Origin of the sequence: Paenibacillus agricola, from assembly GCF_011440305.1 — a bacterium.
Lineage (GTDB): Bacteria > Bacillota > Bacilli > Paenibacillales > NBRC-103111 > Paenibacillus_S > Paenibacillus_S agricola.
Genome location: NZ_JAAOIW010000009.1, coordinates 219,893 through 238,021, shown reverse-complemented (window position 1 = coordinate 238,021; position 18,129 = coordinate 219,893). Strand labels below are relative to the sequence as shown.

Below are 18,129 nucleotides of genomic sequence, written 5' to 3'. Positions count from 1 at the left end.
TATGAGGGAGTGGCCATTAGATGTATCCGCGTTAGCTTTTCTTCATTTGTTCAAGCATAGCTTTGATGGGATCGCACTCCTGGGTCCTACGGGAAAGATTGTCGAAGTCAACGATGCTATGCTATATATGACAGGTTACCAAAGAATAGAGATAGTCGGACAAACCATTGAATTTCTGTTGCGCTCAAGCACGATGTTGGATGGACGGGATAGTGCAATCGTTATCCATAAAGCCGGGCGTTTCATTCAAGCCAATATGTTTAATATCCCGATTCCATTAGACGGAGACTTGGTGTATAGAATGGTGCTTCTTCAAGACATTACAAGACAGAAAGAAGCGGAACACATCATTCACTATATGACCTACAACGATATTTTAACAGGATTACCCAACGGGATTTATTTTCATGATGTAGCGAATGAGGCGGTAGCAACGGCTACGATGTACGGAAAGAGATTTGCTATTCTTTACATAGGCATCAATCAAATTAAAGAAGTTAATGACAAATTTGGACAGGGACAAGTTGATTTGTTGCTTGTTGAGGTGAGCAAAAAACTTGTATTGTGTTTGCCGGAGAATGGCTCCTTATTTCGAATTGGCGGACATGAATTTGTTGTACTGTTAACGGATACAGGCTGCGAAGAAGCGGTCTCCAGTCATATCTTCCAGACACTTGCCTATCAAACTATCCGCATACAGGGGCAACCTGTCGAGGTTAATTGCAGTATCGGAATCAGCGTATATCCAAAAGACGGAATGAATCCTGAGGAGTTGTTGAAGAACGCCGATATTGCAAGGGATAGTGCAAGGAGAACGGAGGAGCCTTATTGTTTTTTTAATCCTGAGTTGCTTCAATCAGCTATCAGCCATATTGAAATGAAGTATCGATTGAGGGAAGCGTTAGAGAATGAAGAATTTGTTCTCCACTATCAACCACAAGTGAATATCGAATCCGGTCGTGTTATCGGCGCGGAGGCATTGCTTCGCTGGCAGCATCCAGACTTTGGGCTAGTAATGCCAAATGAATTTATTCCTCTAGCAGAGCAAACGGGTATAATTGGGGATATTGGGGAGTGGGTACTCCTAACCGCTTGCCATCAAAACGCTCGTTGGCAACGACAAAGTGATTCGAAAATACGCGTGGCAGTGAATTTAAGTGCAAGTCAGTTATTTCAAGCTGGCTTCGCCGACATGGTTTCTGGTGTCTTAAGGAAGACTGGACTTGATCCTGACTGCTTAGAGCTGGAAATTACAGAAAGTATGATGATAGACACTGAAAAAGCCATTAAAATATTAAATGAGCTCAAATCTATTGGCGTTCACATTTCGATAGACGACTTTGGAACCGGCTATAGCTCGTTACAGTATTTAAGAATTTTACCCGTCGATAAGCTAAAGATCGACCGGTCATTTCTGACCAATGTGAAAGATCATTCTTCGGATACCGCGATCGTGTCAGCCATTATTGCTATGGCTCAGCATTTGGGCTTAAAGGTAATTGCGGAGGGGGTAGAAACAAAAGAACAACTGGAATTTTTGCGTAAAGAACGCTGTGATGAAATCCAGGGCTTTTTAATAAGTAAAGCAGTGCCTGCAAACGATTGGGAAAAGCTGTCCTTACTATCATACAAGGGAGGCATATATGGCTAGAGTACTGATAGTAGATGATGCGGCTTTCATGCGGCTGATGTTAAAGGGAATTTTGATTAAGGCAGGTCATGAAATTGTGGGGGAAGCGTCGAATGGGATGGAAGCAATAGAGGAATACAATCGATTGCAGCCCGATATTGTTACGATGGATATCACTATGCCGGTAATGAACGGGATTGATGCAGTTAAGAAAATAAGGGAAAACCATTCGAAGGCAAAGATTATTATGTGCTCGGCCGTAGGTCAGCAGCAGATGGTTACCATGGCAATAGTAGCTGGTGCCAAGGATTTTGTCGTTAAACCCTTCGAGGGCGATAGAGTGATTAAAGCTCTCGAAAACGCGCTTAAATAAGTTGCGAGGCTCCTTTTGGAGCTTTTTTCATATAAATATTTATCATTTCAAAATGTTAGGAATACTAACAAATGCTAATTGTAAAGCTAATCTACAACTTTTACTTGTATGGTAATTTATAGTAATAACAAAATCTTTAAAGACAACCAGATGAAATGCTCTCAGGGGGATAGACAGTTGAAGGATAGTGAATCTTTAGCGATTGAAAATCAACACCTACAAGAAGAAGTGAACCAACTGCGGAAGCGGCTTTCCAAGAGTGAAAATAAATATCGACAAGTGATCGAGCAAAGTAGGCGATCTATGGACATCAACTCTGATTATTTAATCGAGTATTTGAATCCAGCTGGCCTAAGAGCATTAGGAGCGAGCTGTCGTATAGAGAATTACAACCGTTTCGACAAATCGTTTCAATTAGCTTTTAACGATATGATCCACAGAAAACAATTGGAAGAATCTTTGATGAAGAGCGAAGAGACATATCGCCGTCTTGTCGAGCTATCGCCAGAGCCGGTTCTTGTTCATCAGGATGGCATTTTCTTATATATGAACAAGGCTGCGCTAAAGCTATTAGGCGGGGAACAGCCGTGTCAGTTCATAGGGCAGTCCATATGGGAGTATTTAAGCCAGGAATATCTGCCTATGCTCAAGAACAGGATGGAACGCATCCTGGATGGTGAAGAGACAGACCTAACGGAGTTTGTTATTATTAGAATGGACGGTAAGCTAGTTTATACAGAGTCTAGAAGCAGCTTGATTTACGTTAACGGCAAGCCTTCCATCCTTACTTGCTTGCGCGATATAACGTTAAGGAAAAAAAATGAAGAGCTTCGAGAAGAGAAGCAGCAAAAGCTACGTTATAGCGAAGAACGTTATTATCGGCTGCAGCGCAGTCTGGATCGATTCTCGCGAGATGTGCTTAGCGTTGTAAATGTAGGGGAGCTGGAACGAAGGCTTATTAAAGAAGTGAAAAAAATCTTAAAGGTAGACGCTGTAGCAATCGTAGAATGTACGCCTGAAGGCATACTCGTTCGTTGTGGTTTATCGAGTTTATCCAAAAGGCTAGAGAAAGCGCTGAATGCGCACAACCAAATGATTATTACAGCTAATGCTTTATTCCATATTCATGGGGGGTGGTTTGAGAAAATCGGAGAAAGACAAGGAAATAATATCTACTTATGTATCGACGAATCGGCAGAGATACTGATGGTTCAACCCAAACAGGTGTGGCTGCAAACACTGGCTCGTTATGTTCATGTTCTATACGATAATTTTCTCGTTATTGATAATCTTAGTATGGACATTGAACAAATCGTTGGGCAGCCCGAGGCTCCGCCATGGATGCTCAGAATGCAATTTACACTTTCGGAGAATGAGAGAAAACGGCTTTCTCAGGATTTGCATGATAGTGCACTTCAAGAGCAGATCGTGCATTACCGCCAGTTGGAGGCCATTATTAACGATTTTGAATTTGATCCGCCAATTGCAGCCAAGCTAGAAGAAATTAAAGAAGGTTTGCTTGATGTCATCTATCAAATTCGATTAACGTGCAACGAACTTCGTCCGCCGCTCCTGCAAGAGTTTGGGTTGGTCGCTTCCTTGGAGAGCCTTGTTCAAGCTGAACAACTGCGCAATGATTATGTTATCCGTCTCACTGCTAATTACCCCACCGAGCATAGCGATGACCTGACTGTAGCTATTTATCGAATTGTCCAGGAGCTATTGTCCAACGCTTCGAAGCATTCCAATGCGACCGAGGTGACACTGCGTTTAAACACAGGAGATTTCTGTATTTCCTTGGATTATGAGGATAATGGTATCGGTTTAAATTTGGATAATCTTCAAAATACCTATCACAGTATGGGTGTGTATGGCATTCGTGAAAGAATTAGGAGCCTGAACGGAACGATTAGCTTTTCCTCCGCACCAAATAACGGATTGAAAATAGGGGTCAAATTGCCAACGTTATTGGAAATATATGAAAAAAAGGAGAATTTATGCTACACATCTTAATGGTCGACGATCATCCATCGGTAATGGAAGGCACGAAAATGATGCTGGAGAAAGAATCTGATTTCCAAGTCTCCTTTTGCTTCCCAGAGGATGAAGTGGTTCAAATCGTCACGAGCAATGCTTTTGATGTCATGTTATTTGATCTAAATATGCCAGGGATAAACGGAATCGAGCTGACGAAGATGGTGTTGGCAGCTCAACCTAAAGCAGTTATTCTTATATTTACCGGACTTGACATTACTCCTTATTTCCATCAATTAATTGAGCTTGGAGTGGCAGGGTTTATTTCTAAGACCGCTACCCAGGAGCATCTAGTAAGTTCTATTCGTTGCGCGATTCGTAAAGAAGCGGTCATACCTCTCACCTTACTCCGAGAGTTGAATAAAAACAAATATAGAGACAAATTGAAGGCTGGTGAAGATAAAGGGGGAGACGAAGCGATGCAAATGATTCCTAGAGAAATTGAGATTATTAAGGAAATTGCCAAAGGAAAAACGAATAAAATGATTGCCGAAATGATGCTAATGAGCCAAAGATCTCTTGAATACGCACTTACTCAGGTGTTTCAAAAGCTTCAGGTGCATTCCCGGCTTGAAGCTGTAACGAAATCCAAAAGGCTGGGTATCATTACAGATGGGGATTTCCTGTAATTTTGAACTGACACTATTTTCATTATTGATATGCATGAAATATCCAATAAAGTTGTTATTGTAAAATAAAACTAGTAAACGCTCGGCAGTACCGCGGTTTGACACTGAGCCTCCCCCAGTCTGATAAACGTGCGGTGCTCCGAATGCTTCCGCACGGAGTCGACAGCCAATCAGGCCCTCCCCCTCCTTGTAAAGCCGAGGACTGGCTCCTGTACATTTTCAAACGCTCATGGTAATCAACCGAGGCATAACGGCTGCCACTATCTGAATAGTGTAACACGTCGCCTTTGTTCGGTTTTTGACGACTATAGGCTTGCCTCGAGGAAGAACGTCCTTGCCTATTGCCAAAGATGCCCCTATTTTTCTCCTTCGATCTGGAATGGGATAATACTACTACTTACCTATTGAGCCATATTCAGGATTAATTTTATCCAACGAATGAATATTGACCGCTAACGAGCATAAAAAAACTTGCAATTATGAACCTAACAGTTCATAATTAAAAAGCGAAAGCATTTTTATTAAACTGTTCACCCTGTTCAACGAGAATAACTGAGCAGCACTCAAGTAACCGTATCACGCCTAATTTTGGACCTAAAGGTACAAATTTAAAATGAGAGGAGTTTTACATTTGAATACGACAAGCACAATGAATAAACCCTTAGCCGGCAAAAAAGCATTAGTCACCGGAGGAGCTCGCAGCATTGGCGCAGCAATCGTGAAGAGGCTTGCAGCAGACGGTGCATCGGTTGCTTTTACTTATGTCAATGCGCAAAGCAAGGCAGAGGAACTGGTACAAGAAATTAAAAGCGCAGGTGGTCAAGCTTTGGCGATTCGTGCGGACAGCGCCGATGTCGAGGCATTGAAAGGCGCCGTCGAAGAGACGATCCAAGCATTTGGCGGTATTGATATTCTTGTAAATAATGCTGGCATTTCAATGTTGAAGCCATACGACCAGTTTGCCCTTGAAGAATTCGATCAAATGATTGCTATTAATTTGAAGGCGGTATTCGTTGCCGTTCAAGCGGCCGGTCCGCAAATGAAACAAGGCGGTCGCGTCATCAATATTGGTAGTATTGCCGCCGAAAGTAATCCATTCCTTGGAAACAGCCTGTATGTCTCGACAAAAGCTGCGGTAGCCGGATTGACACGGGCGCTGGCGCGCGATCTGGCGCCTCAAGGCGTTACAGTCAATAACATTCAACCGGGAATGATCGATACGGATATGAATCCGGAGAACGGCCCCTATGCTTCGGCCGTACAAGATGCGATTCCGCTGGGAAGATACGGCAAGGCGTCCGAAGTTGCAAGCATGGTGGCTTACATCGCTTCACCTGAAGCCAGCTATATTACCGGGGCAAGCCTGAATGTCGACGGAGGTGGGAGCGTTTAATCACGAGCGGTTTCCCAACGAAGCCCGTATGAACGAGGAACCGGTTATGCAAGCAAAATGATCCATACTGCCAGGAGGTCGGGTTGCCGCCGATCTTTCCGGGCAGTCTGGATCTTTTTCATATTTTCCGAAACCATTACAAATTCCAAGCCGTGTAGTATAATATCAATTATCTGTTTTACGAAAAGGGGGGATGGTTATGGCAGCCGGACGTCCTCGGGCCTTTGACATTAAACGAGCACTTGAGAGTGCCCTGGAGATTTTTCGGCAAAAGGGGTATGAAGGGACTACGTTGTCCGACTTGACCGAAGCCATGAAGATCAACCGTTCAAGCTTTTATGCGACTTTCGGTAGCAAAGAGAAACTGTTTCATAAGGTGCTTGATTTATATATTAACGAAGGGCCGATTCAAGCTTCGGTGGCTTCGCTGAACGAACCGACAGCTCGAGCTGTCATCGAAAAACTTCTTCGTGCAACGGCGGATGCGGTGGTCAATCCCGCTCATTCTCCGGGCTGTTTAACGGTCAAAGGAGCCATTGCGTGCAGCGAGGAATCCGATCCGGTCAAACAATTGTTGACCAATCTACGCGTTCAAATCGAAAAAGCGCTAAGTACCCGGTTGGAGCAAGCCAAGAAGGATAGAGATTTGCCCGAGCACGTCGATCCTGTCGCCCTGGCCCGGTATATCGCAACCCTCGTGGCCGGTATGTCGATCCAAGCCGCGAACGGGGCCAGCCGTGAAGATCTCGAAGACGTGATCACTATCGCTCTGTTCGCATTGTCAGCATATAAATAATCGTACGTCGATGCAACCGGCAAATATTGAAAAACCATCTACAAAACCCCCCTCGCCACGCGTCCGTCTGCGAAGGGGGTTTTAAGTTTTTTACTGGAGGGTACCGGCGCTGGTACCGCCTGCCGGAGGGAGAAGGGTTCCCACCCCTTTGTCCAAATTACTTATAAAGTGGCATAAATTGCAGTTTTTTTTGTTATCTTCACTCGCTAAGCTAACTGGGAGCGTTAATGAACCTGATGCTTTCTCCACTAATTGGCGTCAATATAGATAACGATAATAATCGAGTGCTTCAAGCAAGCTCACCTGAAATTTTAGAATGCAGATTCTTTTCAAGAGATGATCTTCCTAAACAGATCAAAAAAGAACCTGGGGAGTTTTATCAGGTTCTTTTTTATTGCATATAAACAGACACGATGATATAATCAGATTACGAATTTATAAAGTCACATGGACATAGTTATTGAATCTTATACTTTAATGTTACCATGCCAGTAAGCTCTTGTCAAATGTTTTTTCTCAATTTAATGGTTAGGAGAGATATTGAATGAGTTCTTTAGTTCTCGATTTTCAGGAAATGGAAAAAACGCAGCTTTTGCTCGTTGGCGGAAAAGGGTTAAATTTAGGAGAATTATCAAAAATTGAAGGAATACAAGTACCAGAAGGATTCTGTGTTACAACAGTGGGATATCAAAAAGCCATCGAACAAAACGAAACTTATCATGCTTTGTTGGATCGACTAACAATACTAAAAGTAGAAGATCGAGATCAAATTGGTGAAATCAGCCGGAAGATTCGACAAATCATTATGGAAGTAGAAATTCCTTCCGATGTTGTGAAAGCAGTTACTCAGAGTCTCTCCCAGTTTGGTGATGAACATGCTTATGCAGTGCGTTCTAGTGCGACTGCTGAAGATTTACCACATGCCTCTTTTGCTGGTCAACAAGACACCTATTTAAATATCATCGGCGTCAATGCCATCTTGCAGCATATCAGCAAATGTTGGGCTTCCCTATTTACGAATCGCGCGGTAATCTACCGTATACAAAATGGATTTGACCACAGTCAAGTTTATTTATCTGTTATCATTCAAAGGATGGTATTCCCACAGGCTTCAGGGATTTTATTTACCGCTGATCCAATTACCTCCAACCGAAAGCTGCTATCCATCGATGCCAGTTTTGGACTTGGAGAAGCGCTAGTCTCTGGCTTGGTATCTGCCGATTGTTATCAAGTACAGGAAGGGGAAATTGTCGATAAGAGGATAGCAACCAAAAAATTGGCTATCTATGGACTAAAAGAAGGCGGAACAGAGACCCAGCAGATCGATCCCGATCAGCAAAAGACTCAAACACTTACTGAACAACAAATTTTACAACTGGCACGCACAGGGAGACAGATCGAAGCTTATTTTGGTTACCCACAAGATATCGAATGGTGTTTGGTTGATGATACATTTTATATTGTCCAGAGTCGACCAATCACGACTTTATACCCGATCCCTGAAGCGAATGATCAAGAAAATCACGTTTACGTATCTGTTGGTCATCAACAAATGATGACCGATCCCATGAAACCACTGGGATTGTCTTTTTACCTGTTAACGACTCGTGCACCCATGCGTAAATCTGGTGGAAGATTGTTTGTTGATGTAACACAAATGCTGGCTTCGCCTGTCAGCAGAGAAATGATATTAAATGCCTTTGGAAAATCCGATCCGCTCATAAAAGACGCACTTATGACCATTGTAGCGCGAGAAGATTTTATAAAATCGTCACCAGATGATGGTAAAAAAATACCTATGCTCAGTAAAAGCAATGAAGATATTTCGTCTTCGGATTTTCAAGCACAAATCGAAAACGATCCGACAATCGCTTCTGATTTGATTAAGAGTAGTGAAACATCGATAGAAGAGTTAAAACAAAACATCCAAACGAAATCAGGATCCGATTTATTTGATTTTATTCTGGAAGATATCCAGCAATTAAAGAAGATTTTATTTGACCCACAAAGTTCGCGTGTATTTATGGCTGCTATGGATGCTTCAACATGGATCAATGAAAACATGAAGAAGTGGTTGGGTGAAATAAACGTAGCAGATACGCTTTCTCAATCTGTGCCCAACAATATTACTTCGGAAATGGGTCTGGCGCTATTGGATGTCGCAGATGTGATTCGTCCTTATCCAAAAGTAATTGATTATTTACAACATGTAAAAAATGATAACTTTTTGGATGAACTGATTAAGTTTGATGGTGGACAGGAAACTGGGGACGCTATCTATGCTTATCTCGATAAATACGGAATGCGATGTGCTGGAGAAATCGATATTACTAAAACTCGTTGGAGTGAAAAACCAATTACACTTGTCCCGATGATTCTTGGTAACATCAAAAACTTTGAGCCTAATGCTGGCAATCGGAAATTTGAGCAAGGGCGACAGGAAGCTTTAGAAAAAGAACAAGAATTATTAGATCGATTGAAGCAATTACCGGAAGGTAAAGGAAAAGCCGAAGAAACAAAACGAGTGATCAGCCTAATCCGGAATTTCATCGGTTATCGTGAATATCCAAAATACGGCATGATTAATCGCTACTTCGTATATAAGCAAGCTTTACTGAAAGAAGCCGAACAACTCGTACAAGCGGGCGTTATTCATGAAAAAGAAGATGTATATTATCTCACCTTTGAAGAACTTCATGATGTCGTACGCAAGAATAAACTGGATTACCAGATCATCAGCAAACGAAAAGACGAGTACAAATTTTATGAAAAGCTAACTCCCCCACGTGTTATTACGTCTGATGGTGAAATCATTGCGGGTGAGTACAAACGAGAAAATCTCCCTGCCGAAGCTATGGTAGGTCTGCCTGTTTCTTCCGGAGTTATAGAGGGAAGAGCACGTGTCATCTTAAACATGGAAGATGCTGATCTAGAAGATGGAGATATATTAGTCACCTCCTTTACTGACCCAGGCTGGACACCATTGTTTGTATCCATTAAAGGACTAGTCACCGAAGTTGGTGGACTGATGACCCATGGAGCAGTTATCGCACGTGAATATGGCTTGCCAGCAGTTGTCGGGGTGGAGAATGCTACCAAACTGATAAAAGATGGGCAACGAATTCGCGTGCATGGAACTGAAGGGTATATCGAAATATTGTAATGGCTGCATACGTCAAGTAAGAGCCTTTGTCATAATGGACGGCATAAATGCAACCTGTCATGGATAGCCAGCATCGAACGAGCGGTTCAATTGACAGTGGAACGTCACGGGCGCCTCGATATAGCGTTCAATAACGTCGGTATTTTGATCCCCGTATCGCCCCTAACAGAGGTCAAAGAAGAAGATTTCGACCTTCTCCACGCTGTAAATTACAAAGGCATCTGGGTAGCAATGAAAGCTGAAATCAAAGCTATGCTCAGTACCGCAGGCGCCGGTGCCATTCTCAATAACAGCAGCGTGGGCAGCTTTATAGGAAATCCGGGGTTGTCTGCATACGCAGCCTCCAAACGGGCTGTTAATAGTCTGACCGAAACGGCCGCCATTGAATACGGGCCTGCAGGCATCCGGGTGAACGCAATTGCACCTGGCACCACCATGACTGAGATGATCGAGCAATGGATTGCTCAAGATCCGGCAATTATCGAAAAAAACAACTTATTGACGCCTCTTAGACGTGCTGCCGAACCTATTGAGATCGCGCAAGCGGCTGCCTGGCTTCTGAGCGATCATGCCTCTTATATAACCGGCGTCGTGCTTCCAGTGGACGGCGGCAGAAGAGCCTGATCCCGGCAAAGCGGGTGCCCCAAAAGGTCCATTGACCTGGGGCACCCTTTCGTATGCTGTGAGATACACGTGAACGAACCATTCCTTCAAACGCTCCTACCCCCATTACAAATCAGGCAAAAGATGCAGCTCCCACTTCTCCTCAGAGCTGCTGGATAACCGTGAGATTGTACAGATGACGAATCATTTGTACGTTATCTGAATAAATGCCGAACACGGGATACTTCAAAAAAGTGAAAAGACAGGAAAACCTGATTCCATGCGGGTTTAGGCGGGACAGTAGCCAGAAGTAGAATTCATTATAAAACCAGGACGAGTTTATGCAGCATACTATCAAAGAGGCCAAGTCTGTCTAGCTGCACCAAGTTGAAGAAAGAAAAGTTTTTGTAAATGTCCAGATTCGATGAATTCCTATTCCAAACTGTTCCAGTAACTTGGAAGAAAACATGGTAGTAATATAGGAATTTAGTAACATAATATGAAATAATACTACATAAATATTGTTTTTATTTACCATCATTAGTAAATCAATGGTACAATATTACTATATATTGATGTGTAGAAGGGTTGATAACGGAATGAAAAAAGTAGTGAATGGTATATTGGTATTATCAATGGTTGGAGTAATGACTGCATGTGGTACTCAAAATGAGGTTGCTGTTAAGACAGCTAATATGCCAGTTGTGCAATCAGCCAAAGCAGAGGTCAAAGAGCCAGTAAAACAGCCAGTAAAAAATAAATTTGAAATACAAAGAGAACAAGATTTGATAAAATTTAATGCTTATGTAGCAGTCATGATGGATTCAATGTCGTTCGTGAAGAGTGCGACTTGGGTGGATAATGTGATATCCATAGAATTTTTGGATTATAGCGAGTATAAGGGAGAGCTCAGTGAAGATGAGTTTACTGCTAAATGGAGTAAAAATGATAGAGTAAGAACAATTTTGATGGAATGGACACTCCTATTACTAAGAGAATTTCCAGATTTGCTGATAGTAAGAATGACAACACCTCTTATTGATGGTAAGAAGCTATTCTTTGGGTTATTCAAACCTACAGCCGAAGAAATATACGGCTTCAAATTTAAAGAATTAGACGCAGATCAAACAGGACAGTTATGGAAAACAATAGCAGCTACTCTTTTCACAAAAGAAAACCGTGATTATTTGGAACAGAACTATTTTAGAGATTTGACAAAAAAACCAATTCAATAATAACGGAAAAAGGAATAATCAATAGAAGGACTCAAAATTGAGTTCTTTTTTTGTTTTATAATCAAGATTATAATTATGTGAAAATTGTATCGGGTAAAGCACAAAGATATTTGATCAGTCCCCAAAATGAACCTTTATTTAGAACCGATGGTTACTGAATATTATTTACAATATAAATCCTCATAGATATAACGAATAGGACAACATATTTCACTATATGATGTAAAAAGACACTTCGTTCCTGAGAATCATTTTATACGCTACTTGCCTGTCGTAACAGAGGGGGAGTGTTGAAATTGACGACAATTGGAAAAGCCATTCCAAGGATTGAATCTAAGGATAAAGTGACTGGATTCGCCAAGTATACGAACGATATGCAATCCCCTGGTCTTCTGCACGGCTGGTTAGTCACCAGCCCTTATTCGCATGCCCGAATTTCATCTATCGATATCTCGAAAGCATTGGAAGTAAGCGGCGTGCAAACGGTAATCACGGGAGACTATTTTCCAGTACTCACTGGGGGCATTCTCGCCGATCGTCCGCCCCTTGCAATCAAGAAAGTGCGATATTTTGGCGAGCCGATCGCCATAGTGGTGGCGGAGACAGAACAGATTGCGAAGCGGGCGGCAGAGCTTATTCGAGCCGAATTCGTGCAGCTTCCTGTCGTCCATTCTCCTAGCAGCGCATTACAGCCGGACGCGCCATTGATTCACGAGGATTTGGGGAGCTACCAGACCTTTGGCGACGTATATCCCGTTCCGCATACCAATATCGGCAACCATGTAAAAATCCGAAAAGGCGATATGCAGACAGGCTGGGCGACTAGTGAGGTGGTGGTTGAAGGCACGTACGCCTTCAATTCGTCTGATCACTGCGCGATGGAACCACGCTGCTCCATCGTAGAAGCGATGCCCAGCGGATTGATTGATATCCAAACGTCGACACAGGATCCGTATAATATTAAACGTTTGTTTCATCGCTTTTTCCAAGTTGACGAGTCCAAAGTTGTTGTACATGTGCCGTTTGTTGGTGGTGGGTTTGGAGGGAAAGGCTCTGTTCAACTGGAGTACATCGCCTATTTGGCTTCGAAAGCATGCGGCGGTCGGCCAGTCAAACTCAATAACACCCGTGAGTCGGACATGGTCAGTTCGCCCTGCCACATCGGGCTGGAAGCAAAAGTCAAGCTAGGTGCGACCAGGGATGGAAAGTTGACAGTTACAGAGATCACTTTGTTGTTTGATACCGGCGGCTACACCGATGAGGGAGCAGCTGTGACTCAAGCGGCTGCAGTCGATTGTACGGGTCCGTATCGGATTGACCATGTGTGGTGTGATGCATTATGTGTCTACACGAACCACCCTTATGCCACCGCATACCGGGGTTTCGGTCATACGGAAGTACTTTTTTGCATGGAGCGTACCCTGGATCTGCTAGCAAAGAAGCTGCAAATGGACCCTTTGGAATTGCGGCTTCGCAACGCCATCAAGCCTGGGGACACGTCACCGACGCAAGCACCGCTGAACCGCAGCAACCTGGGTGACTTGACGCAATGTATCGTTAAATTAAAAAGGCTCATTCAGTGGGATGAAGGCCAACGGATTGCCCTCGATCGCTATAAGGTCAGGGCTAAAGGACTGGCTTGTGTCTGGAAAACCTCCGGCTCCATGGCAGATACCGGTTCTGGAGCGTTGATCACATTCAATCACGACGGCACCTTGAACCTCAGTGTAGGTGCCGTAGAAATAGGGCAAGGTAACCGCACCATTATGGCGCAAATTCTCGCAGAGCGGATGAACATGCCGGTCACTCAGGTCCATATCAAAATGGATATCGATACGCAGATTACTCCAGAGCATTGGAAAACAGTCGCTAGCAGCAGTACGATGCTGGTCGGCCGAGCCGTACTGGATGCGGCGGTGGATGCCATTGCCCAGTTGAAGCAAAATGCTTCTCTGGTGCTCAAACTGGCTCCAGAGGAATTGGAAGTCGGCAGCGGAAGGGTCTATGTCATAAGCAATCCGACGATTAGCATGGAGATCCGTGAGCTCGCTAGCGGATATATGTATCCGGACGGTAGTGCGACTGGCGAGCCGGTCATCGGTCGAGGACGGTATAGAATCCATCAACAGACTAGACTCGATCCTGAAACAGGCAAAGGCATACCGGGTCCGCAATGGACGGTCGGTGCGCAAGCAGTCGAAGTCGAGTTCGACATCCGGGACTGTACGTATCGAGTGCTCAAAGCAGCTTCCGTTTTCGACGCTGGAAAAGTAATCAACGAGGCCACAGCACGAGGTCAAGTTATGGGAGGCATGAGCATGGGACTCAGCTTTGCCAGCAGGGAGGCATTTTTGTACAACAACGCGGGCGTCGTTCTCAATCCCCAGCTGCGCTCTTATAAACTGATTCGCTTTGGGGAAACGCCGGACTATTTGGTGGAATTTGTGGAAACGCCGTACTTGGATGGACCTTATGGCGCGCGTGGTGTGGGGGAGCACGGTACGATCGGAATGGCTGCGGCTCTAGCAAACGCTTTATCTGTCGCAGCTGGTGTCGAGCTGAACCTACTGCCGCTAACACCTGAGCTCATCTGGCGTTATAAAGGGGATCACCCATGATCTCATTTGATTTCGAATATTATAAGCCAACTACCGTTGAAGAGGCAGTTCGCCTGTTTCAGCAGCAGGATTCGGAGGGCAAAGAGCCGCTTTACTATTCTGGCGGTACGGAGATTATCTCCATGGCGCGGCTGAACCAGCTTCGCACAAGGGCAGTCATCGATATTAAGGGGATTCCTGAATGTAACGTTATGCAGATTCGCCACGAGCAGCTTGTCATTGGCGCAGCTATTACGCTCACGGCTCTGTCGGAGGCGAATCTGTTCCCGCTGCTTGGCGAGACGGTTCGAAACGTAGCCGACTATACCAACCGCAATAAGATTACCGTAGGCGGTAACCTCTGCGGGAAATTCATTTACCGGGAAGCTCTGCTGCCTTTTCTGCTGGCGGACAGTCATGTTGTCCTGGCTGGCACAAAGGGAATTCGCCATGTGCCCATTCACCAGATCTTGAACGGCGAACCGCGCTTGGAAAAGGGGGAGCTTCTTGTGCAGATTCTAAGCGACAGACGATACCTTAATTTTCCTTTTGTTACTGTGAAAAAGACTAAGCAAGAAAAAATCGATTATCCGATCGTCCGTATTTCTGGTTTAAGATCTAAAGAGGGGATGCGAGTGGCGTTTAGCGGCGTAAGTGCCGTCCCCTTCCGCTCGTGGAAAATAGAGGAGGTTCTGAACAATCCATCGCTTCCTTTGGAAGAACGTGTCGAGAATGCCATACGTATATGGCCTGTGCCGATTTTGAATGATATCTTAAGCTCCGCAGCATATAGGACGTTTGTGCTGCGCAACACGTTAACGGACGCTATTGATATTGCAGCTTTGGAACGGAGGATTGTATGATCACACGGGGTACCGTCAAATGTGAAATTGAACTGTTTGTCAATGGAAAACGACAACATGCCACGATCCGTTCAGCAGATACTTTATTACGCGTGCTGCGCGAACAACTGGGGCTTACGGGAGCCAAAGCCGGCTGCGAAAACGGCGACTGCGGCGCATGTACAGTCATCGTCGGCGGGGTGCCGATTAAATCTTGTTTGATGCTGGCAATCGAGGCTCAGGGAAACAGCATTACAACGATCGAAGGCTTGCGGGATACACCGATCCAACAAGCGTTTATTGACAAATTTGCTTTTCAATGCGGATTTTGTACGCCAGGATTTATTATGGTATGCCATTCATTAGTCAATAATCAACCAAATGCGAGCGAAGAGGTGGTACAGGAGTGGCTGCAATCCAATATTTGCCGCTGCACGAGCTATGAAGAGATTGGGGCAGCAGTCAGGTCGGTGTTGACCCATGAATGATTGGTATCGGATGATGCAGAAAATGAAACAAAACGATCGACAAAAATTTGCTTTGGCGACGATCATCACTGTAGAGGGCTCGTCTTACCGTCGCCCGGGAGCCAAGATGTTGATCGGAGAGGATGGCAGTCAATATGGGACGATTAGTGCCGGATGTTTAGAAGAAGACTTATTGCATCATTCCCAGGAGGTGATCCAAAGCCGACGGCCGAAAACATTGGTTTACGACTTGAGATCGGATGATGATTTATCTTGGGGGCAGGGAGAGGGATGCAACGGGTGCATCAAAGTATATGTCGAGCCTTGCGAGTGGGGATATAAGACAGATTCTGGAAATGGGCTTTTATGGTCTCAAGTGGAGTCACTTCTGAATTTAGGGCATAGGGTTGTAAGCGCAAGAAGGTTAAGCAATGACGCTTCCAGCATCAGACCTCTATTTTACGCCGAAAACGGTACGGTATTTGGAGATACGGTCCATCTAACAAAGGAAAAGATAGTTCCAGAGCTAAGCAGGTTTCTTTCAAGCCATACAAAAATAAAATCCGTTCAATTAAAGGATGTCGAAGGCGAAATATTGTTCGAATTGTACGAACCGAGAGCACAACTTTACGTATTCGGAGCGGGCCCGATATAGAGCCAATTGCCCGACTGGCCTCCGAACTGGATTTCTATATTGTCATCATTGACCCCAGAAGCGACCGATGCAATGAAAGGAACTTCCCAACGGCAGATAAAAGGCTTATCGAACATCCAGAGTCTTATTTGCAAAACAATTCTATACCCTACAACAGCTTCGTACTCATTATGACGCACAGCTTTCAGCGGGATCAGCATATTTTGCGTAAACTGATGGATACGCCTCCCCGTTATTTAGGAGTATTGGGGTCAAAATTGAGGATAGAACGATTGATGTTTCCCGACCCGTTACCAGATTGGCTTCATGCTCCTGTGGGATTAAGCATCGGTGCTGAAGGACCTGAAGAGATCAGTGTAAGTATTATGGCAGAATTGCTAAAGATTAAGAATACAACTACAGCCAAGCATCGATGAAAATTCGCGTTGCCATCGAGACGAAATAATAAAGATAATGTGGGAGAAGGCATTGAGTTATCAATATTGATGTCGATGATGATGCCTTTCTTGTAGATAAACGGGCTTTTTATAGACCTGCTATCCTCATTGCTGAAAGAACGAATGGAACCATTAGCACGGACAATTAGCTCAGTAAATGTAACAAGATTGAATAGTTACAAATAAAGGAAATTACGCGTTTGGCGCATTTATCATGTTGATGAGCACATTAAACTCCTCAAAACCTTCTCGGGACACATACATATGGAGGAATGGAAACGCGATAAGCTCTACAACGAGATCCGAGTTCGTCTTAATAGACGTCCAGATAAGTCGGTTCGCCGCCATTGGGGTGCTGTTCTCCACATATGTACTGGTGCTTATCGCTCAACTAACTTTCCATAATCTATAGATGGGATGATTCCTTTATTGGTCCGAATTTTGGGTTCCACGAATAAGAGAGCAACATTACAAAATTCACCTTGTGTTATAACTATCGTGTACCGTATTAGACACAAGAGGAGATTAATATCATGACTAGATTGAAGGGTAAAGTTGCTTTGGTTACGGGCGCAAGCCGGGGGATTGGACGTGCCATTGCGACACGTTTAGCGCAAGAAGGTGCATTAGTAGCTGTTCATTATGGCACGAACCGAGAAGCTGCAGAAGAAGTAGTACATGATATTGAGCAGAATGGGGGGACTGCATTCACGATTGGTACGAAACTTGGTTCTTCAGAAAGCTTACAGACACTTTATAAGACAATGGATGAATTGTTGAATGAACGTACAGGTGACATTCACAGGATCCTGGAGATGAAGGAATATTAGGGGAAACGGGAAGTCAGACGATTTCCATCCCTGACTCAGTTGGCAAATTATCTCGGAAACAAGAAGTTATGTCCAAACTGCTTATCAAGTTCAGATGGCCTTTGGATACCGACTTCGTTTCGGAAATATTATGGGATACCGAAAAGATTTAACCCCCTCTTGGTGGTTAATTTTTTCTTGAAGACAGGGCAGGGAACCAACAAGGGTATATGTTCTTGTCCTCCGACAATTGTCGGAAGTCAACATTAATGTTACATTAAAAGTCGCTTAAATTACGACTTATTTTAGTTATGCAATAAGGTTCTTGTCATCGATCGATGACAAGAACCTTATTACATTCCCAACGGAGTCTTTTTAGCCCCCCTATAAGACTTGAACTTGGAATGATTCATGAACGAATCCCACCCAGGTCGTCAAATGAGAATGCTCATTGAATAAGAGGTGC

At 44.1% G+C, this 18,129-nt stretch carries 14 protein-coding genes and 1 pseudogene; all 15 read left to right on the top strand.

Annotation, left to right across the window (positions count from 1 at the left end; all coding sequences use genetic code 11):
• The first annotated feature begins 1 nt into the window (after position 1).
• Complete coding sequence (locus G9U52_RS23585) at positions 2 to 1,651, top strand: sensor domain-containing protein (RefSeq protein WP_166153102.1); 1,650 nt, start codon at positions 2 to 4, stop codon at positions 1,649 to 1,651.
• Complete coding sequence (locus tag G9U52_RS23580; RefSeq protein ID WP_166153101.1) at positions 1,644 to 2,003, top strand: response regulator; 360 nt, start codon at positions 1,644 to 1,646, stop codon at positions 2,001 to 2,003. The genes G9U52_RS23585 and G9U52_RS23580 overlap by 8 nt, the downstream gene beginning before the upstream one ends.
• Positions 2,004 to 2,180: 177 nt before the next feature.
• The gene (locus tag G9U52_RS23575) at positions 2,181 to 4,016 is read left to right on the top strand and encodes a sensor histidine kinase (RefSeq protein WP_166153100.1); all 1,836 of its coding nucleotides are present in this window, start codon (positions 2,181 to 2,183) and stop codon (positions 4,014 to 4,016) included.
• Entirely contained in the window at positions 4,001 to 4,666 is a 666-nt protein-coding gene (locus G9U52_RS23570; RefSeq protein WP_166153099.1) for a response regulator transcription factor, read from the top strand. Before G9U52_RS23575 ends, G9U52_RS23570 begins: the two co-directional genes overlap by 16 nt.
• Positions 4,667 to 5,297: 631 nt before the next feature.
• A complete protein-coding gene (locus G9U52_RS23565) occupies positions 5,298 to 6,059 on the top strand; it encodes a 3-oxoacyl-ACP reductase family protein (protein ID WP_207953159.1) in 762 nt (253 codons plus the stop codon).
• Between the two features lie 199 nt (positions 6,060 to 6,258).
• Entirely contained in the window at positions 6,259 to 6,855 is a 597-nt protein-coding gene (locus G9U52_RS23560; protein ID WP_166153098.1) for a TetR/AcrR family transcriptional regulator, read from the top strand.
• A gap of 544 nt (positions 6,856 to 7,399) precedes the next feature.
• Complete coding sequence (gene ppsA / locus G9U52_RS23555) at positions 7,400 to 10,018, top strand: phosphoenolpyruvate synthase (RefSeq protein ID WP_166153097.1); 2,619 nt, start codon at positions 7,400 to 7,402, stop codon at positions 10,016 to 10,018.
• A 3-nt stretch (positions 10,019 to 10,021) separates the two neighbouring features.
• On the top strand, positions 10,022 to 10,642 hold the full coding sequence (locus tag G9U52_RS23550; RefSeq protein WP_166153178.1) for an SDR family NAD(P)-dependent oxidoreductase: 621 nt from the start codon (positions 10,022 to 10,024) through the stop codon (positions 10,640 to 10,642).
• A 578-nt stretch (positions 10,643 to 11,220) separates the two neighbouring features.
• Complete coding sequence (locus G9U52_RS23545) at positions 11,221 to 11,856, top strand: hypothetical protein (RefSeq protein WP_166153096.1); 636 nt, start codon at positions 11,221 to 11,223, stop codon at positions 11,854 to 11,856.
• Positions 11,857 to 12,152: 296 nt separating this feature from the next.
• Positions 12,153 to 14,474, top strand: coding sequence for a xanthine dehydrogenase family protein molybdopterin-binding subunit (locus tag G9U52_RS23540; protein ID WP_166153095.1), 2,322 nt, complete (start codon positions 12,153 to 12,155; stop codon positions 14,472 to 14,474).
• Positions 14,471 to 15,316: an FAD binding domain-containing protein gene (locus G9U52_RS23535; RefSeq protein WP_166153094.1), complete on the top strand. Its 846-nt coding sequence runs from the start codon at positions 14,471 to 14,473 to the stop codon at positions 15,314 to 15,316. Before G9U52_RS23540 ends, G9U52_RS23535 begins: the two co-directional genes overlap by 4 nt.
• Positions 15,313 to 15,783, top strand: coding sequence for a (2Fe-2S)-binding protein (locus G9U52_RS23530; RefSeq protein ID WP_166153093.1), 471 nt, complete (start codon positions 15,313 to 15,315; stop codon positions 15,781 to 15,783). The genes G9U52_RS23535 and G9U52_RS23530 overlap by 4 nt, the downstream gene beginning before the upstream one ends.
• Positions 15,776 to 16,417, top strand: coding sequence for an XdhC family protein (locus G9U52_RS23525; RefSeq protein ID WP_166153092.1), 642 nt, complete (start codon positions 15,776 to 15,778; stop codon positions 16,415 to 16,417). Before G9U52_RS23530 ends, G9U52_RS23525 begins: the two co-directional genes overlap by 8 nt.
• On the top strand, positions 16,324 to 16,833 hold the full coding sequence (locus G9U52_RS39335) for an XdhC family protein (RefSeq protein WP_311764916.1): 510 nt from the start codon (positions 16,324 to 16,326) through the stop codon (positions 16,831 to 16,833). The genes G9U52_RS23525 and G9U52_RS39335 overlap by 94 nt, the downstream gene beginning before the upstream one ends.
• 554 nt (positions 16,834 to 17,387) lie before the next feature.
• A pseudogene (locus tag G9U52_RS23515) lies at positions 17,388 to 17,651 on the top strand (SDR family NAD(P)-dependent oxidoreductase); the annotation flags it as partial.
• Positions 17,652 to 18,129 lie beyond the last annotated feature (478 nt).